This is a genomic window from Streptosporangium sp. OZ121, from assembly GCF_051918885.1.
Taxonomy (GTDB): domain Bacteria; phylum Actinomycetota; class Actinomycetes; order Streptosporangiales; family Streptosporangiaceae; genus Streptosporangium.
This window is the reverse complement of record NZ_JBPXMC010000030.1, coordinates 20,097-36,876: the sequence shown is the minus strand read 5'-3', so window position 1 is coordinate 36,876 and position 16,780 is coordinate 20,097. Positions and strand designations below refer to the sequence as shown.

Below are 16,780 nucleotides of genomic sequence, written 5' to 3'. Positions count from 1 at the left end.
CGGCCGCACGCCGTCGTGCCCCGCCGTGACGGATCAGCGCGACGCACCCGGGACACCGGCGTCGCGCGGGAGATGGAACAGCCGGAACCGCCGTACCCGGCCCTCCTCCAGGAACTGCACCCACACGGCCGCCGGCGGGCAGTGGAAGGGGTCGTCGGGCGGGTTTATCAGGTCGGTCTCCCAGATGACCACCTCACGGCCGGCCACGACGTTGGCCAGGCGATGGCGCACGCCGTCGTCGAGATCGCGGTTCATCGCCCGTACGAGGTAGTCGAAGCCCTTCGTGCGCCGGCCCCGGGGCCAGGTGATCTCCACCTCCGGGGACCAGCGCGCCGCCAGGGCCTCGGCGAACGAGCCGCGGCCCGCGGCCCGCAGTGTCTCCTCGGCGTCCCGGCGGCGCGCCTCGGTCAGCACCGCCACGTCGTCGTGCGCCAGGCTCGCGGTCGCCAGCAGGGCCTCGGACAGTTTGGCGCGCGCCTGGTTGAGCCGGCTGCGCACCGTGCCGACCGGCACCGCGCACAGTTCCGCGATGTGCTCGTAGGCCGTCACGTCGGTGAAGTAGCGCAGCATCGTCACCAGCCGCAGGTTCGGGGACAGCTCCTCCATCGCGCTCCAGACCCAGTCCCGCGTGGCGTACCGGTCCAGGAGCTCCCCGGGATCGGGCTCACCACGCGGCAACACCAGCGACTCGAGATCGTCGACCGGCACCGCCTTCCTGCTCCGAAGGTGCATCCGGCAGACGTTGCGGACGATCGCCCGTAGCCAGGGCGCCACCGCACGCGGATCCCGGACGTCCCCGATTCGGCGCAACGCGACCAGGACGGCCTCCTGGACGGCGTCCTCGGCCTCGGGGACACGGCCCAGGACGCCCAGCGCCACCGCGCGCATGTCCGCCTGGTACCGGGCCAGCAGCAGCCCGAGAGAGCCGACATCACCGGCCTGCGCCTCGCGGACCAGATCAACCTCTGCCGGCGCCCCGTCTCCCATGCCCGCGAGGTTACCCACGGCCTCCTCACCAGCGGTAAAGGGCGCCGTCTGCGCGCCCGGCACGGGGGCCACGCCGCGAACCCGTCCTCGTTCCCGCGAAGCGGGCGCCGGAAGACCCTCCTCGTACGACGACGGCGAGAGATCGTCGCACGACGGCGGCGAAAAATCTTCGCACGACGGTGAGAGATCTTCGTACGACGACGGCGAGGGATCGAAGCCGGCACGGATCACCCCGCCAGGGCTTTTCGCACCTCAGGACACAGGATTTCACCTCACCGAAACCTAAGGGGACATCACACTGGGTAGATTTCCGCCATCCTCGACAACGTTGACCCCTTCATCGGCGTAGCGGCCACCGACCTGCCTCGGGCACACGGTCTGGCCGCCACTTGGTGGTGGCCGAAACCCCAGGTGGGCAACACCCACCCGGGTGCCACCTCGCCGCTGGGCATGGTGTCGGCCTGCGCCTACTCCGGCGCGTACCCGACCGGATACGGAAGGTACACGAAGAACACCGAGGGCGTGCCCGAGGAGATGTTCGGGCGGCTGCAGGCGTCCGGGTTCAGCCACTTCCAGCAGTCCGGCACCGGTGCGATCCGCAAGTACTACAACTACGTCCGGGTCACCCCGATGGTGCAGCCGCTGGACGCGCTGGGGGAGGCCTGGCCGCTGCGCGACGAGGTGGCGGAGGCGGGCTACTACGCGGCCACCCTGGACACCGGGATCCGCTGCGAGCTCACCGTGGGCACCAAGGTCGCCGTTCACCGATACACGTTTCCCGAGCACGGCAGCGCCCGCGTGGTGATCGACCTGTCCTGCGGTGGCCTGGCCATCGAGCACGGCCGTACCGTGCCGTTGCGGGCGCAGGTGGAGAGCATGGGCCACGGCCGGGCCCAGGGCACGGTGGTGATGGAGGGCGTCCCGCTGTCGGTGTACCTGGACGTCGACAGCCCAGGCTGGCGGCAGATGCTCTGGTACGACCGCCGGCTCATCGACGGCGGTACCCGCCTGGACTTCGACAGCATCCGGCACACCACGCTGCGCCCTTTCGGCATGCTCTTCATGGGCCCGACCGAGGCGGGGCAGACGATCGAGGTGCGGCTCGGGTTCTCGCTGCGCGGATGCGACCAGGCGCGGCAGAACCTGGAGAGCGAGTGCGGGCACGCGCGGCAGGCGTTCGACGCGGTACGCTCCCGGACCCGGGTGCGCTGGGGCGACCACCTCGGCCGCGTCCAGGTCGAGGGTGGCACGCCGGCCCGGCGCACCGTGTTCGCGACGGCGCTCTACCACTCGCTGATCAAGCCGTGCTTCGCCGACGACGAGAGCCCGTTCTGGCCCACCCCCGGGCCGTTCGCGTTCGACGTGTGCACCATGTGGGACATCTACAAGACGCAGTTGCCGCTGCTCGCGGCCATCGTCCCTGACCGGGCCGCGGACCTGCTGGAGTCACTGATCCGGGTCTGCGAGGAGGAGGGCAACTTCCCCGTCGGCTACCGGATGGCCCGCGGCGCCGACCGGTTCTACCGCCAGGGAAGCGCGCTCGCGCACACCGCGCTGGCGGACGCACACGCTCTCGGCCGGGCGGGCCTGGACTGGAACTGGGCGCTCGTGCACATGGTCGACGACCTTCGCCGCATGTACGGCGAGGAGTTCTTCGAGCACGGGGTGGTGCACCCGATCACCCACACCCTCGACCTCGCCTACGGCCACCACTGCACCGCACAGGTCGCCCGGGCGCTGAACGACCGGCGCCTGGCCGACGATCTCGAAGAGCGCGGCCGCCAGTGGTCCAACGCCTTCGACCCGGGCACCGGACTGCTGCGCGACTCGGAGTTCTACGAGGGCGGCAAGTGGAACTACTCGTTCCGGCTGCTGCACGACATGGCCGCGCGGATCGCCCTGGCCGGCGGCGACCGGGCCTTCGTCGGCATGCTGGACAGGTTCTTCGGCTTCGGCGCCGCACCGGTGACGCAGCCCGGCCTGCGCCCCCGGGCCGCGGAGATGGCGGCCGGATACGCCCTGAACCGGTTCGAGGGGTTGAACAACGAGCCCGACATGGAAGCGCCCTGGGCCTACCACTACGCGGGGCGGCCCGACCGTACGGCCCGGGTGGTCCACGCGGCGCTGACCTGGCAGTTCGGCACCGGGCCCGGCGGGCTGCCCGGCAACGACGACTCCGGAGGCCTGAGCTCCTGGTACGTCTGGGCCTCGCTGGGGCTGTTCCCGATCGCCGGTCAGAACCTGTTCCTGGTCAACGCGCCCGCGTTCGCCAGGTCCGTGCTCCGGACCGGTGACGGCGAGTTCGTCGTCGAGACCAGCGGGCACCGCGAGACGCCGATCGGTGTCGACGGCGTCGATCGCGACCTGCCGGCGCAGTACGTCCAGTCGGCGACCCTCGACGGCAAGCCTCTGCACGCGACGCACCTGAGCGCCGCCACCGTACACCGGGGCGGCGTGCTGCACCTGCGGCTGGGTCCGGAGCCGTCGGGGTGGGGGCGGGAGGCCCGCCCGCCGTCCCTTTCCGATCCTCCCGCCGAACCGAAGGAAGCACGATGACCAACCCTCGCCGCCGTCTCGTCATCGTTGTCAGAGCCGACCCGGTCATCTGCGGCCACTCCGGCGAGGCCCGCAACCTCGCCGAGGTGGCGCTGACCCGCGGTTTCGACGACGTACGGCTGTTGACCTGGACGATTCCGACGCTGCGGGCGGCCGGGCTGCCCCTCAAGCCGCTCGACCGGCTGCTGCCGTACAGCCCCGGGATCACCGTGGAGCGTCCGGAGGCGGTCGGGGACTACCGGGTGCCGGACGGGCGCCACCAGGCAGGCCTCACCGGCCGCCTCGTGGAGTTGCTCGCCGAACCGGTGCCCACGACCTGCCTGTCCATGTACACCGTCCCGCACGCCTCGATAGTCGTGGACGCGGTCGCGGCCGCGCGCGCGGCCGGGTTCGCGCCCGACGTGCACACCGTCGCGAAGGCGGTCGGCTCCGACGTGACCAACGTGATCCGGTCGTGCCTGCGGGAAGGCCGGTTCGGCGCGGCGACCGTGCTGTTCACCACGTTCCTGGCCAACGACGAGGTCGTCGCGGTCTCCGAGTACACCCGGGAGGAGATCGTCGCCTCGGCCGAGCAGGTGGACGCCCACTGCGGCACCACGTTCGCCGAGCAGTGCCGGCGCCGCGTGACCGTCAGCTACCCGCCGATCGACTCCGCCGCCTTTCTCGACCTGGACCCGGCGCACGTGGACGCCGCCCTCGCGGAACGCGGGCTGGAGCGTGACGGGTACATCCTGTTCCTGTCCCGGGTGACCCCGGCCAAGGGCGTCGACGACCTGCTGACCGCCTTCGGCCGGATGCGCTGCCGGTCACGCGTGAAACTGGTCGTCGCCGGCACCGGGCCCGCGCTGGAGGAGGTGCGGGCGATGGCCAAGGAGGACGACCGGGTGATGATCCTCACCGATGTCGACGACCACGAGAAGCCGATGCTCATGCGCGGCTGCGCGGCCTACGTGCTGCCGACCAGGCCCGAGCCCGACTTCGTGGAGACGTTCGGCATCGCCCTGGCCGAGAAGATGCTCGCCGGCGGCGGACCGATCGTCACCACCATGACGGGCGGGACCCTGGAGGCGGTCGGCGACACCGCCGTCATCGTCGAGCCCAGGGACATCGGCGGCCTGGCCGCGGCCGTGGACCGGGTGGTCCTGGACATGCCCGCCGCCGAGCGGCGGGACCTGGAACTCCGCGCCCGCACCCGCGCGATGGCCTTCGACCGGACCGCGGTGTTCGACGACCTGTTCCCCCAGGAGGTGCTCGCCGCCGGGGCCCGCTGACCTCGGCACGGCCCCGGCGGCCCATGGTCCCCCGGCCTCGGCACGACCCCGGCGGCCCGTGGTCCCCCGACCGCACCTCGGGCGCCCGTCTCGCCGATGCGGTTCCGGCCGGGGTGCGGTTCCGGCCGGGCGGAGTGACGGAGCGGCCGTGAGCCCCGTCATCGGCCCTTGCCGTTCTCGCTACTCGTCAGGCAGCAGGTACCGCCAGGACAGCATGAAGAGCGCCCCCGAACCGGTCTTGAAGAGTGACCTGCTGTGCTCCGGCCCGGCGGGCACCGCCTTGGTGATCGCGCCCACCGTCGCCCCCTCGACGTCCTTGCGCCAGACCGGGTCCACCGTGCCCGAAGGCTCCGGGACCCCCGCGGGCCACGGCGCCGGCGTGCCCTCCGCCGACGCGGCCCCCTCGGCGACCATCCGTGCGCGGGTGGCGACGTAGTCGGTGCCCGAGGCGGCGGCCCGGGTCGCCAGGCCGTCCATCAGCTTCTTCGCGTCCAAAAGCTCCTTCGGGTAGAAGCCCGCGACCTGGTCCAGTGCCGGGACCCGGACCTCCCGCATCTTCCCGTCCTTCCCCCTTACCCCGAGGACGGTGGCCGGCACGTCCGTCACCATCGGCGCACCCGGCCTGGGCGTCGCGGTCGGCGGCTGCCCGGCCAGGTACGTCTCCATCGACGCGACCGTCTCGTCCACCTCCGCACCGGTGAGTCTCAGCTGCCTGCGCGCGTCAACGATCACCAGCCCGTCGCCGTACAGCACCACCCTCGGCGGACGCAGCACGTTCGTGGTCGGGGTCACGAAGCCGCCTTCGGAACCCCACAGGGCGACCGGCTTCGCCGGCCCGTCATCGGCCGGGGTCGCCGACATATCCGCTTCCGCTCCTCCGCAGGCCGCGGTCAGCGACAACAGTGCGACAAGCAGGGTCATTCGTAGTCTCATGCCCCATAAACGTACTTTTCCCCCAGGTGGTTCAGCCTGCGTCGTTCGAGGTCAGGCGCTTCCACCGGCACACTTCCACCGGCACGCTTCCACCGGCGGGCGGACGTCGCGCCGGCCTCGCCGCGGAGGGCCGGTCCGCGCCCGCGGCCGGTCGGGGTCGACGGGGTTGGCGCCGCCGGCGGGGTCGGCACGGTCCGGCGGAGCCGGTCGAACCGGCCCCCTCCTTCCGCGCGAGGCGCCGGGCTTCGGTGCGACCACGCGCCGGGCTTCGGCGCGGCCACCGGACATGAACTTCTGTATTGGATCTCATCGTCGAAGATTCATCTCTTATGACCGGATTACGCCACACAGGAGGGATTTACTCCCGATTGATCGATTCATCGGATAACGGGAGGAAGTCCTGTCCAGGAAGCACGCGAACCGGGGACGTAGGGCGGCGCTCACGGCGCTTGTACCCGCATTGGTCCTCGGGCTCGCCGGAACAGCAAACGGGGCACCGGCGTCACCCGCCGACCCCGTCGCCGACACCGCGCTGCGGGCGTCTCTCGCCTCGTCCTACCCGCCTGCGTTCACCCCGTTGCTCGACACCTCGAGCAGCCCGGCCGCACCCCCCGGGGCCCGGTCCGGCCAGACGGCGCAGGCGACGCCGGGCAGCCCGATCGAGACCTACAGCTCCGGCCGGCCCGTGGCCCCCGGCGTGCGGATCGACTCGCTCGACACGCTGGACGCCCGCGGCTGGCAGCGGTCCGACGCGCTGTCCGTCGACCTCACCCAGGGCTCCACCGTCGGATACCTCGACAGTGGCGCGGTGGCCAAGACCGGCCGGATCTCGGAACTGGCGGACGCCAAGGGTGCGGTGGCCGCCGTCAACGGCGACTTCTTCGACATCAACAACTCCGGCGCCCCCGTCGGCGCCGCCATCGCCGACGGCAAGCTGGTCAAGTCGTCGTCGGGCCGCGACATCGCCGCCGGGTTCGACACCTCGGGCGCCGGCCGCATCCTCGACATCCTCTTCGAGGGCAGCGTGCGCGTGCCGGGCGAGGAGCGGCCGGTACCGCTCGCCCGCCTCAACAGCCACGACCTGCCCGCGGACGGCATCGGCGCCTACACCTCCCTGTGGGGCACCTACACCCGCACCCGCGCCGTACAGGGCGTGAGCAAGGTCACCGAGGTGCTGGTCGCCGACGGCAAGGTGCGGAGCGTCACCCAGGGCGCGGGCGAGGGCGAGATCCCGGCCGGCGCGACCGTGCTGCTCGGCCGGGACGCCGGGGCCGACCGGCTCGCGAAGCTCGTCCCGGGCGACGCCGTCGAGGTCGCCTACCGTCCCCGGACGTCCGACGGCTCCGAGCCGGCCACCGCGATCGGCGGCGGCACCTTGCTGGTCAAGGACGGCGTCGCGCAGAACGTCGACGACTCCACCATGGCCGCGCGCATGGCGATCGGCTTCAGCGCCGACGGCCACAAGATGTTCCTCGTCACCGTGGACAACCGGACGATCGACAGCCGGGGCGCCACGCTGAAGGAGATGGCCGGCCGGCTCGTCAAGATGGGCGCCCACGTCGGGCTGGAGATCGACGGCGGCGGCTCGGCGACGATGGTCACCCGCAAGCCCGGCGCCGGCAAGGTGCAGATCGACAACGAGCCGAGCGACGGCGAGGAACGGCTGGTCGCCAACGGCCTCGGCATCTACCGCAAGCAGGGCAGCGGCAAGGTGCACGGCGTGTGGGTCGAGCCCGCCGTCGACCCGGCCGCCGCGGCCGGAACCGGCCCGGTGCCCGGCGGCCGTCCCGACCGCGTGTTCCTCGGCCTCACCCGCACGGTGACCGCCACCCCGTACGACGAGGTGTACGGCCCGGTGCGGGGCGAGCCCGCGGTGCGCTGGACCGCGACCCACGGCGACGCCAGGGACGGCGTGTTCCGCGCCAAGCTGCCCGGCACGGCCACGGTCACCGCCTTCTCCGGCTCCAAGCACGGCAGCACGAAGATCGAGGTGCTCGGTCCCGCGGCCCGGCTCGACGCCACCAACTCCTCGGTGAACGTCGCCAACGCGACGGCCACCGCGAACTTCGGCATCGTGGGCTACGACCAGCATGGCAACTCCGCGCCGATCGAACCGTCCGACCTGCGACTGGAGTACGACGACACGCTGCTGAAGGTGACGCCCGGCGCGACCGGCGGCTTCACCGTCGCGTCCGCCAGGGAGTCCGGCGCGGGCCTGATCACGGTCAGGGCCGGCAAGCTCACCACCGTCGTGGCCGTCACGGTCGGCGTGGAGAAGAAGATCCTCGCCGACTTCGACGACGCCGCGAAGTGGACCGCGGGATCGGCGCGCGGCACCGCCAAGGTCACTCCCGTGACGGAGGGCGTCAACGGGCAGGGCATGAAACTGGAGTACGACTTCACCCAGTCCACCGCCACCCGCACCGCCTACGCCAACGCCCCGCAGCGCCTCGGCGTGAGCGGGCAGTCCCGGGCGTTCGGCATCTCGGTGTACGGCCACGGCCAGGGCGAGTGGACGGCCTTCACGATGATCGACGGGCTCGGCAGGTCGACGTCGGTCTACGGCCCCTACGTCACCTGGGAGGGCTGGCGCGAGATCGAGATCCCCGTGCCGGCCGGCCTGACCCAGCCGGTCAGCGTCAACCGCTTCTACACGATCGAGATCAAGGCCGACCGGAGCTACAGGTCCGAGGTCCTGCTCGACGACCTGTACGTCAAGGCCGCGCCCTCGATCGAGGCACCGCCCGCACCGCGCGTCCAGGACCGGCTGGTCGTCACCGACGGCACCGTGGACGGCGAGCCCTGGCGGTTCGCGGTCATGTCGGACGCCCAGTTCGTGGGCCGCAGCCCGGACTCCCCGATCGTGGCCGCGGCGCGCCGGACCATGCGGGAGATCAAGGCGGCCAAGCCCGACTTCATGATCATCGCCGGTGACCTGGTCGACGAGGCCTCGGAGGCGGACTTCCAGCTCGCCAAGCGGATCCTGGACGAGGAGATCGGCAGCTCCCTGCCGTACTACTACGTACCGGGCAACCACGAGGTCATGGGCGCGAGCATCGACAACTTCACGAAGTACTTCGGTGCGACGAACCAGACCTTCGACCACAGGGGCACCCGGTTCGTGACCCTCAACACCTCGCTGGGCACGCTCAACGGGGGCGGGTTCGACCAGCTCGAACGGCTTCGCCAGGCGCTGGACGACGCGGCGAAAAACGACCGGGTCAACTCCCTGGTCCTGGTGGAGCACCACCCGCCGCGCGACCCCACCCCGGCCAAGACCAGCCAGCTGGGCGACCGCAAGGAGGCGGCGCTGATCGAGAGGTGGCTGGCCGACTTCCAGCACGAGACCGGCAAGGGCGCGGCGTTCATCGGTGGCCACGTGGGCACCTTCAACGCCTCGAGGGTGGACGGCGTGCCGTACCTGGTCAACGGCAACTCCGGCAAGGACCCGTCCACCGCACCGGCTGACGGCGGCTTCACCGGCTGGTCCATGCTCGGCGTCGACCCGGTCTCCCGCGCGGAGCAGCTCCTGGCCCGGCTGCTGCCGTTCGGCGGCGGCCCGACCTGGCTCACCGCCCAGATCCGCCCGCACGTCGACGCCCTGGCCGTCACCGCACCGGCGCAACTCGCGCCGGGCTCCTCGGCGAAGGTCACCGCGACGATCACCCAGGGCGGCCGCCAGGTCCCGGTGGCCTACCCGGTGAGCGCCGACTGGAGCGCCGGCTCGAACGTCCACATCGGCGACCCCGGCAAGGCCCGCTCCTCCCATGTCGCGACCTTCGACCCCACCACCGGGACCCTGACCGCCCGCCGCGCGGGCAAGATCGTCCTGTCCGTGGTGGTCAACGGGACCAAGCAGGAGGCGGCGATCCGTATCGCTTCCTGACCAGACCGGCGAGACGGGAACGGGTGGAGGCCGCACGCCTCCACCCGTTCCGCCTGTTTCCAGGCAACCGCCTTTCCAGATGTCCGACCAGACGGCGAACCGACGAGCTTGCTGCGCGCAGGGCAGTGGCGAACGTCGGCGGCGGCGTCCACTCCGAGGTGTCAGCCCATGCTTTTGGCGCCGTCAAGGGACTCGCGGATGATGTCGGCGTGGCCGGCGTGCTGGGCGGTCTCGGCGATGATGTGCATCAGCACCCTGCGGGCCGACCACCGCGCGCCGGGCTCGAACCACGGGGCCTCCGGCAACGGCTGGGCGGCGTCCAGCCCGGGCAGGGCGGCGACCAGCTCGTCGGTCCGTTGAGCGACCTCGGTGTAGTCGGCCAGCACACCGGCCAGCGTCTCGCCGGGCAGCAGCCGGAACTCGTCGGCCCTCCGGGCCCAGTCGGCCTCGGTCATGGTGGCGAAGTCGCCCATCGCCGACGGGCCGTCCAGGATGAAGTCCACCCAGTTCCGTTCGACCGCCGCGACATGCTTGATCAGCCCGCCCAGGCACAGCTCGCTGGCGGTGGTCCGCAGCCCGGCCTGCTCGTCGGTGAGGTCACGGGTGGTGAAGCGCAGGAAGTGCCGGTGCTTGGCCAGCATCGCCAGCAGGTCGGCGCGCTCGCCGGTGACAGCGGGCACGCCGGAGGCGGGGGGCGCGCCGGTGATGTCGCGGGTGGTCAGCTCGTCAACGCTCGTGGTCTCGCTCACGGTCTTCGCCTTCCGTTGTTCCGTCGGTCAGGGCCCACGTTAGGCCGGATAGAGGTCACTTTCTGACCTGAATTGCGAAAGAATCAGACATGGCCAACATCGGCACCCGGATGCTGCGGCTGCTCTCCCCGGACGTGCGGAGTGTCGCGCGGGCGGAGCTACGGGCCGCGGGACTCGACGTGATCGGACCACCGGCCGTGACCGCGCCGGCCGACGGACTCAGCGGGCGGTTGCGGTCCGCCGCCACGGTGCTCGACGGTGATGCCGTCCTCTCCGCGATGCGGCCACCGGACTGGACGGTGCTGGCCGCCGAGCAGCGGCGGGAGCCCTTCGGCCGCGTGCAGCGCCGTGCCCTGATCGCGCGGCCCGACTGCCCCGACGCGCTGACCGGCGCCCTGCTCACACCGTGGGACTCCCTCGTCGCCGGTCGGCTGGTGGCCCGGCGGCAACCCGTTCCGCGGTGGACGTGGCAGGCCGCCCTGACCCGCATCGGTGAGACGCGCCCCTCGTTCCTGCGCCACGTGCTCTCGGACGGGACGGTGGAGGAGATGATCCTCACCACGCCGCGTCTGGACCTGCTGGTCCGGGCCGTCGACGGCTATGACCACAACCACCACCAGGCGGCACGGACCTTCTGGGAGTGTGCGGGAAGGCTGTTGCGACATCGGCTCGGCACCGACCGGTCCGCCTGGCCGGCAGCCGCCGCGGCGTTGCCGTCCCACCCGGGGACGTTCTCGAACCTGCTCCGCCGGGCCGGGAGGACGCCGGGCCCGGTGCCGGCGGAGCAGGCGGATCTGCGGATCCTGGCTCACGCGCCCGACGCGGTGCTGGCCGATGTGGTCGCAGGCCTCCCCGACCCGCTCCTGGCCCACATGGAAAGACGCGACATTCACCCGCGGCGGACCGGGGGGCACCTCACCTCCATGGTCCTGGACCGGTTCGTCTCGGCCGGAATACCCCCTCGCGCGCTCTTCGCCCGCTGGGCCTACAACACGCAGGCGTGCACGCCTGCGGCACGGGCGTGGGCACACGGGCTGAATCCCCTGCTGGACCGGGCCAACAAGCGTTCAGCCGCGTACGACGTGACACTGCGCCGGCTACTCGCGGCCGGCTCGTCGCCTCCGGAGGCGGTATCGGAAGCGGCACCGGACCCGGTCGTCGCGCTTCGGGCATGCGCCGACCCGATCGAGAGCGAAGCGTTGCTGACATCCGTACTCGATGAGAACGGTTCGCCCCCCTGGCGCGAACTCATCGACGCTCACCGCGATGCGGCGTTGCCGCCGCATCTCCTGTGCGCCCTGGCCGCCCGTGAGGGCTTCCCCGAGACACTCGCCCAGGCGCTGCCCGCCGACCTGCTCCCCATACTCGCCGGCCAGAGCCCTGCGGCCGCGCGCACCGCCGTGACCGCACTGCACCACATCCACAACCCCTGGGGACTCCTCCACCGAATCCGCGCCGCGCGAGTCCTCACCGACGAAGAACTGCTGGCGAGGAGCCGCCCCGCCAGGCAAATCCTCCAGTACGCCTCCACGCTGCCCACCTCCGCGCCCTCGTCCGAGGGCAAGCACGGCGACGAATTCCTCGATCACTGCGCTCGGCTGTTCGACACGGCCGCGCGGTCGGCACCGGCGGGGTTCTGGCCGGCACTGCTGGAACTGCTACCGGCGTTCGAGGGCACGCTCCCGGAACTGCTCGACGCCGCTGCCGCACGCCCCCGCCCCTCCCGCGCGCAACAGCCGGGCGACGACGCCGGCAGCTGACATACCGTCCGGACGTCCGTATACACCGGCCCGCTGCCAACCTTCCGAGCAGCACACCGACGCCGTACGACCCGCGTCACTTCTCGCTGGTTTTCGTGCTCTCACCGGACGGCGACGCGACAAGGACGTCATCCGCCGGGCGGCCACGATTGACCGGTCCGTAGGTTCATCGGTCGCAGGCGGCCCAGATCCTCGAAGAACTCACGCTCGCCGACCTCGTACGGAGCGAACTCGTCGAAATCCAGCTGAGCGTAGGTCAGACCGCCGTACCGGTCCTTGTCGTGCTCCGCGTCATAGGCGATCACCGTGCCGCCGGCGTAGGCCTCGACCTGCACGTGGGCATACCCCTCGTCATCGAGCGCCAGGTAGAACGTGGACGTTCCCCAGCTCGCGTACTCATCTCCCCGATTCTCGTCCCACCCTCGCCGGAAGTACCTCACCTCATCAGCTCCTTTGCCCACGGCCTCACCTCCACGAGGAGCCCGGAGGCTGGAGCGAGCAGCCCGGCCGATGAAATGCGATCTTGTCATAGGCGGTTGCCACCTTCCCGGCCATGGTGAAGGCCGGAGACGTCGCGGCCGTACCCCTTCCGCTGGGCGGCCACGGCGCGTGCCGGGTGGGCGGGATCAGCGCCGACGGCTGGGTGACGGTGTGCACCCTCGACTGGTTACTACGAGGTGATTGCCCATGCTGGACGACCTCGCCTCGGCCGGCCCGGTACGGGCTTGCCGCGGCCACCCTCGTCGACGACTGCTCGTACTGGCAGGTGGTGTGGCTGGACCCGCGCGCCGTACGTCTCCTCGACGTCCACGCGCCTGCTCGCCGGGTGCTCAGCTGGGAAGAGCTGCGGGAGAGGCCGGAGAGGCCGCCGGTAGATCCGATCGGGGCGTGGAGCCCGGTGCGGGAGGTGGCGGTCTCGGTGGCGCCGGCCCACCTGCTGGCCGCGTCGGGCGGTGCGCGGGTCGTGGTTCCCCACGGCCCCGTCGCGGTCACGGACATCGCCTTGGTTCCGCGGCGCCCGCAGACCGGGGGACATAGCCGTCCGGCATGGAGGCGGCGGTGCCACTGGCCGCCGACGTGGGGACGTATATGGCCTTCAGCCGCAATCGGCGACTCCGCCCTGCAAAGGAGACATCGCTGTCGGCACCGCTCGAGACCTGCCGAGGTCGTTCCGGTCCGTAGGACCATGTCCTCATGTCAGTGACCGAGTTCGCCGGCGTGACGAAGGACAAGGATCGCGGCATCACGTCCAAGGGAGGGCTGTACGAGTTCCGGACCGAGGAGGGTGCCCTCGTCCACCTTCATGACACCGACTTCAGGCGCCTGACCTATGAGCCCGGCAGGCCGCCAACGCTGGAGCTGGAGTTCGTCCACGACCCGCAGTGGACTCCGCCCGAACTGTCGGAGACGCCTGTCGTGGTCTTCCGGTTCGAGGACGTCCGCCTCGTCGAGTGGCACGAGGACCAGGAGGGTCAAGACCGCGTGAACGCCAATCCTGATGCTCCGCCGGGGCAGGTCGGGCAGTTCGACTGGGACGGCACCGACATGTTCACGCTGGACACCTTCACACTGCGCCTGGTCTTCCACGCGCCGCGAGCAGCGGTGACTGTACGCGCGAAGTAGAGCAGGGAACCCATCACGGCCTGTCCGCTCGAACCTCTCCGTTACGAGGTAGAACACGATCGTCCATAGCCGTCTTCCGGACCTGGTGGGGCGGGTCATCGGGATCCCTCAGCCCATGGTCATCCAGGTCCGTCCAGCCCTGTTGCCGGCATCCGCGTCAGCACGATGAATGTCAGGCGGCCAAAGTCAGCGCCGGAGGCAGGTAGGTGATGTCGCTGGTGGCGGTGTAAAGGCGCCAGTTCAGCGAAGCGGGGCGGCTGACCACGGTCACATGCAGTCCCGCCGCCGCCAGCCAGGCGGCCAAGTCGGCGAAGTACCCGTCTCCCGAACCGATGACGACTCGCTCGAACCGCAGGTCGATCCTGCCGCTCACGGCTGCTTCGGCGAGGGCGCTGTCAGCTCCGTCGGCGCCCGAGCGGATCAGCAGCTGTACCCCATGGATCGCGATTCCCACACTCACCATGGAGCGAGGATTCACCGCAACGACGAACTGATCCATGGGGCCGATCGGGACGTGTTCCCGATACTCGTTCATCGTCTGCCTCACCTCAGCCGTCGTCGGCAAGGAGGACGCCGTCAGGTTCTCGATGTCCAGAAGGTGGATCGACCGTCCGTCACGCATGGATCGCATAGCCCGCCCCACTCACTTCTCTCTGTGGCAAGTGCGTTAAGAATAGTTTCTGTGAACTTAGTATGCAACTTTTTTACCAATGATGTGTTCACAGTGAAGCTGCCTGGAGGCCGTGAACATCAACTGCTCCGCAGAGGGCCGACGCTCTGAGTCCTCGCGCAGACAGGAGGCGATGACGTCGCGAAGCGACGACAACAGGGCGTGAATTTCCGAAGGGTGATGCATGATCTGGCCGGCCATCGTGTAAGGCGAGGGACCGTCGCACGAAGAGGCTCACATCCACGGCTCCGTAACCAGACACGACGGTTCACAAGGTACGGCTTCGCAGCCAGTAAGCGGCGTGGGCGATCATGAACGGGAGCGTCGCTCCGTAGGAGAACACGGGCCCATAGCTCAGATCAGACTTCCCTGCCGCACGACGGCCCGGCACCCCACGTCCCCGACCCGGACCAAAAGCCGTGAGCCACATAAAGCGTTCGCCGCAGCGCGACGTGAACCCCTTACAGTGACCCTCGTGGATCGAACTGAGGTCGTCGTGCGAAGGCCACGGCAAGACGATGAACCGCTGCGCGTGGGAAAGGTCCTCGACCGAGCGGGAACGACCGCCACCGTTCAATGGCACGACGACGGCTCCATCGAGGAGAACGTACGGCTCGACAGTCGGAATCTGCTGGCCCCGGAAGGAAGCCTGCGCCACCTGTACCTGGTCGATTCGGCAGAGTTACAGAGGCGGTTCACGGCCGATCCGATGGGAATCGTCATTCATCTGCTGCGCGAACGCCCCAAGGGACTCAAAGGGACGGACATCAAATCGACGCTGGTGGGGTTCGGCCTCGAAAAAGCGACTGTCGACAAGAAGTGGAAGGTCCTCCAGCCTCAGCTCACCGGTCGGGATGACGTCACGTTCAACTCGAACGTCTATATGTGGAAGCCTTCCGGGAAAGCACCCGAGCCGGACGAGCCTCTGTCGCTCCCCGATTCCGGGGAACAACCGAGGAAGCGGCCGAGCGAACCGTTCGCGACCCGGTCGGGCAAACCCTTCGCGACCCGGCTGAGCGAACTCCTCGATGCCGCGCAGCCCCGGCCCGTCCAGGACTTTCTCGCCACGCCTCTCCGCACGGGCGTCCTACTGGGCCGACTGAACCACTCCGCGATCGACGAGCTGCTGTCAGAGCTGCAAGAAACCGATCGCCAGGCTTTCTCGGTCATGCTGCTCGCCGTACCGGGGAGAGCCCCGGGTGACCCGCTGTCGACGGAGATCTATCGTGACGTGCTCATCGCCGCGACGGCCGAGCTTCGGGCAGACCCCTCTCCGGCCCTACGTCCCGCCGTGGTATGGCTGCTGCGGAAAGTGGCGGACAGCGCGACGTTACCCGCCGAGGCGGTCGAGCCATTCGTCCAGCTGGCGCTCCTTCTGACCCAGGACCCGCAGAAAGCGGAGTTGAAAGCGTTGGAGGCCGCAGCATGTGCAATCAGCGGGGCGTTGCCCGCCACGCACCACGGCTTGCTCAGAATCGCCGAACGACTGCCGTTCACTCCCGAGGGCGGCCGGACCAAGCTGACGGCAGCGGTCGGAGAGAGATGGCCGACGGACGTTTTGGACGAGCGATGGTGGGCCGGGATGACGGTGCAAGACCTCGTCGACTGTGCCCAAGGGAGGTTCGGGCGGCTGACACGTTCGCCGGAGGTGGTCGAGGCGATCATCCGGCCGCTGCTGGAACGTGAGCTCGCCGGGGCGACAACTCGTGCGCGTCTCAGCCTCTTCCTGGGAATGCCTTCACAGTACGCCGAGCTTTTGCCGGTCCCCGCGGTCGCCGAGGCGTTCGCGAGGGTCGGGCAGCGGGACCCTCTCGCCGCCTCCTGGATTGACGCCCTGCGTGAGCAGGACCGGCTGGACGCACTTAAGGAGGACGTGCGGCGAGCGCGGGAGGAGGCCGCGGCGGCGGCCGAACGCGCCGAGGCAGCCGAAGAACGCCGCCGTGAGCTCGCCGACCGGCTCCAGCGGCTGGAGGAGGACCTGCGTGACTTGCAGGGCGCAGAGGTCACGATCCGGGCCGCCCAGGAACGCCAGATCAAAATAGACGTCATTCGAGCGCTCGCCGACCTGGCCGCGGAGGTCGAGGAACTCACCGCCGCGAAGGCCGCACCGGAAATCCTCGTGGAGCGGGTTCGCGGTCTGGCGGCCACGCATTCGCTGAGGCCGATCGGGAACGCGAACGGCGAGGTGATTTTCGACCTCGAACTCCACGAACCCATCTACGGCGCCCCGGAGCCTGGAGTCCCGGTTCTCGTGATTCGTCCGGGTTACATATGGAATGAACTAATACTCCAACGAGCTCTTGTCGACCCAAAAGAATAAATATGGAAAATGTCAGCCTCGTGCC

At 70.1% G+C, this 16,780-nt stretch carries 12 protein-coding genes; 6 read left to right on the top strand and 6 right to left on the bottom strand.

Annotated elements, in window-relative coordinates; all coding sequences use genetic code 11:
- Positions 1–33: 33 nt before the first annotated feature.
- Complete coding sequence (locus tag ACTOQ1_RS35315) at positions 34–987, bottom strand: RNA polymerase sigma factor (RefSeq protein WP_440072322.1); 954 nt, start codon at positions 985–987, stop codon at positions 34–36.
- Between the two features lie 306 nt (positions 988–1,293).
- Here ACTOQ1_RS35315 and ACTOQ1_RS35310 point away from each other — a divergent pair, with 306 nt between their 5' ends.
- Both ACTOQ1_RS35310 and ACTOQ1_RS35305 read left to right on the top strand, forming a co-directional pair.
- Positions 1,294–3,543, top strand: a complete 2,250-nt coding sequence (locus ACTOQ1_RS35310) for a GH92 family glycosyl hydrolase (RefSeq protein WP_440072384.1) — start codon at positions 1,294–1,296, stop codon at positions 3,541–3,543.
- Complete coding sequence (locus ACTOQ1_RS35305; protein ID WP_440072321.1) at positions 3,540–4,814, top strand: glycosyltransferase; 1,275 nt, start codon at positions 3,540–3,542, stop codon at positions 4,812–4,814. The genes ACTOQ1_RS35310 and ACTOQ1_RS35305 overlap by 4 nt, the downstream gene beginning before the upstream one ends.
- 180 nt (positions 4,815–4,994) lie before the next feature.
- On the opposite strand, the gene ACTOQ1_RS35300 is transcribed toward ACTOQ1_RS35305, so the two are convergent.
- A complete protein-coding gene (locus ACTOQ1_RS35300; RefSeq protein WP_440072320.1) occupies positions 4,995–5,735 on the bottom strand; it encodes a hypothetical protein in 741 nt (246 codons plus the stop codon).
- A gap of 472 nt (positions 5,736–6,207) precedes the next feature.
- On the opposite strand from ACTOQ1_RS35300, the gene ACTOQ1_RS35295 reads away from it, so the two are divergent.
- Positions 6,208–9,633, top strand: a complete 3,426-nt coding sequence (locus tag ACTOQ1_RS35295; protein WP_440072319.1) for a phosphodiester glycosidase family protein — start codon at positions 6,208–6,210, stop codon at positions 9,631–9,633.
- 161 nt (positions 9,634–9,794) lie between these two features.
- Here ACTOQ1_RS35295 and ACTOQ1_RS35290 read toward each other — a convergent pair whose 3' ends face one another.
- Positions 9,795–10,382, bottom strand: a complete 588-nt coding sequence (locus tag ACTOQ1_RS35290) for a DinB family protein (RefSeq protein ID WP_440072318.1) — start codon at positions 10,380–10,382, stop codon at positions 9,795–9,797.
- Between the two features lie 89 nt (positions 10,383–10,471).
- On the opposite strand from ACTOQ1_RS35290, the gene ACTOQ1_RS35285 reads away from it, so the two are divergent.
- Positions 10,472–12,142: a hypothetical protein gene (locus ACTOQ1_RS35285; RefSeq protein WP_440072317.1), complete on the top strand. Its 1,671-nt coding sequence runs from the start codon at positions 10,472–10,474 to the stop codon at positions 12,140–12,142.
- 128 nt (positions 12,143–12,270) lie between these two features.
- Here the strand turns inward: ACTOQ1_RS35285 and ACTOQ1_RS35280 are convergent, their stop codons facing one another.
- Both ACTOQ1_RS35280 and ACTOQ1_RS35275 read right to left on the bottom strand, forming a co-directional pair.
- The gene (locus ACTOQ1_RS35280) at positions 12,271–12,582 is read right to left on the bottom strand and encodes a hypothetical protein (RefSeq protein ID WP_440072316.1); all 312 of its coding nucleotides are present in this window, start codon (positions 12,580–12,582) and stop codon (positions 12,271–12,273) included.
- Positions 12,583–12,607: 25 nt separating this feature from the next.
- The gene (locus ACTOQ1_RS35275; RefSeq protein WP_440072315.1) at positions 12,608–13,135 is read right to left on the bottom strand and encodes a hypothetical protein; all 528 of its coding nucleotides are present in this window, start codon (positions 13,133–13,135) and stop codon (positions 12,608–12,610) included.
- A 201-nt stretch (positions 13,136–13,336) separates the two neighbouring features.
- On the opposite strand from ACTOQ1_RS35275, the gene ACTOQ1_RS35270 reads away from it, so the two are divergent.
- Positions 13,337–13,765 (top strand): hypothetical protein, encoded by a 429-nt coding sequence (locus tag ACTOQ1_RS35270; protein ID WP_440072314.1) that lies wholly within the window; start codon positions 13,337–13,339, stop codon positions 13,763–13,765.
- Positions 13,766–13,937: 172 nt separating this feature from the next.
- On the opposite strand, the gene ACTOQ1_RS35265 is transcribed toward ACTOQ1_RS35270, so the two are convergent.
- Positions 13,938–14,387, bottom strand: coding sequence for an NYN domain-containing protein (locus tag ACTOQ1_RS35265; protein WP_440072313.1), 450 nt, complete (start codon positions 14,385–14,387; stop codon positions 13,938–13,940).
- Positions 14,388–14,910: 523 nt separating this feature from the next.
- Here ACTOQ1_RS35265 and ACTOQ1_RS35260 point away from each other — a divergent pair.
- Positions 14,911–16,755: a hypothetical protein gene (locus ACTOQ1_RS35260; protein ID WP_440072312.1), complete on the top strand. Its 1,845-nt coding sequence runs from the start codon at positions 14,911–14,913 to the stop codon at positions 16,753–16,755.
- Positions 16,756–16,780: the final 25 nt, after the last annotated feature.

Bases quoted from the DNA above. Each gene is read 5' to 3' on its own strand.
- ACTOQ1_RS35315 (WP_440072322.1), bottom strand. From the start codon at position 987: ATGGGAGACGGGGCGCCGGCAGAGGTTGATCTGGTCCGCGAGGCGCAG.
- ACTOQ1_RS35305 (WP_440072321.1), top strand. From the start codon at position 3,540: ATGACCAACCCTCGCCGCCGTCTCGTCATCGTTGTCAGAGCCGACCCG.
- ACTOQ1_RS35300 (WP_440072320.1), bottom strand. From the start codon at position 5,735: ATGACCCTGCTTGTCGCACTGTTGTCGCTGACCGCGGCCTGCGGAGGA.
- ACTOQ1_RS35285 (WP_440072317.1), top strand. From the start codon at position 10,472: ATGGCCAACATCGGCACCCGGATGCTGCGGCTGCTCTCCCCGGACGTG.
- ACTOQ1_RS35270 (WP_440072314.1), top strand. From the start codon at position 13,337: ATGTCAGTGACCGAGTTCGCCGGCGTGACGAAGGACAAGGATCGCGGC.
- ACTOQ1_RS35265 (WP_440072313.1), bottom strand. From the start codon at position 14,387: ATGCGTGACGGACGGTCGATCCACCTTCTGGACATCGAGAACCTGACG.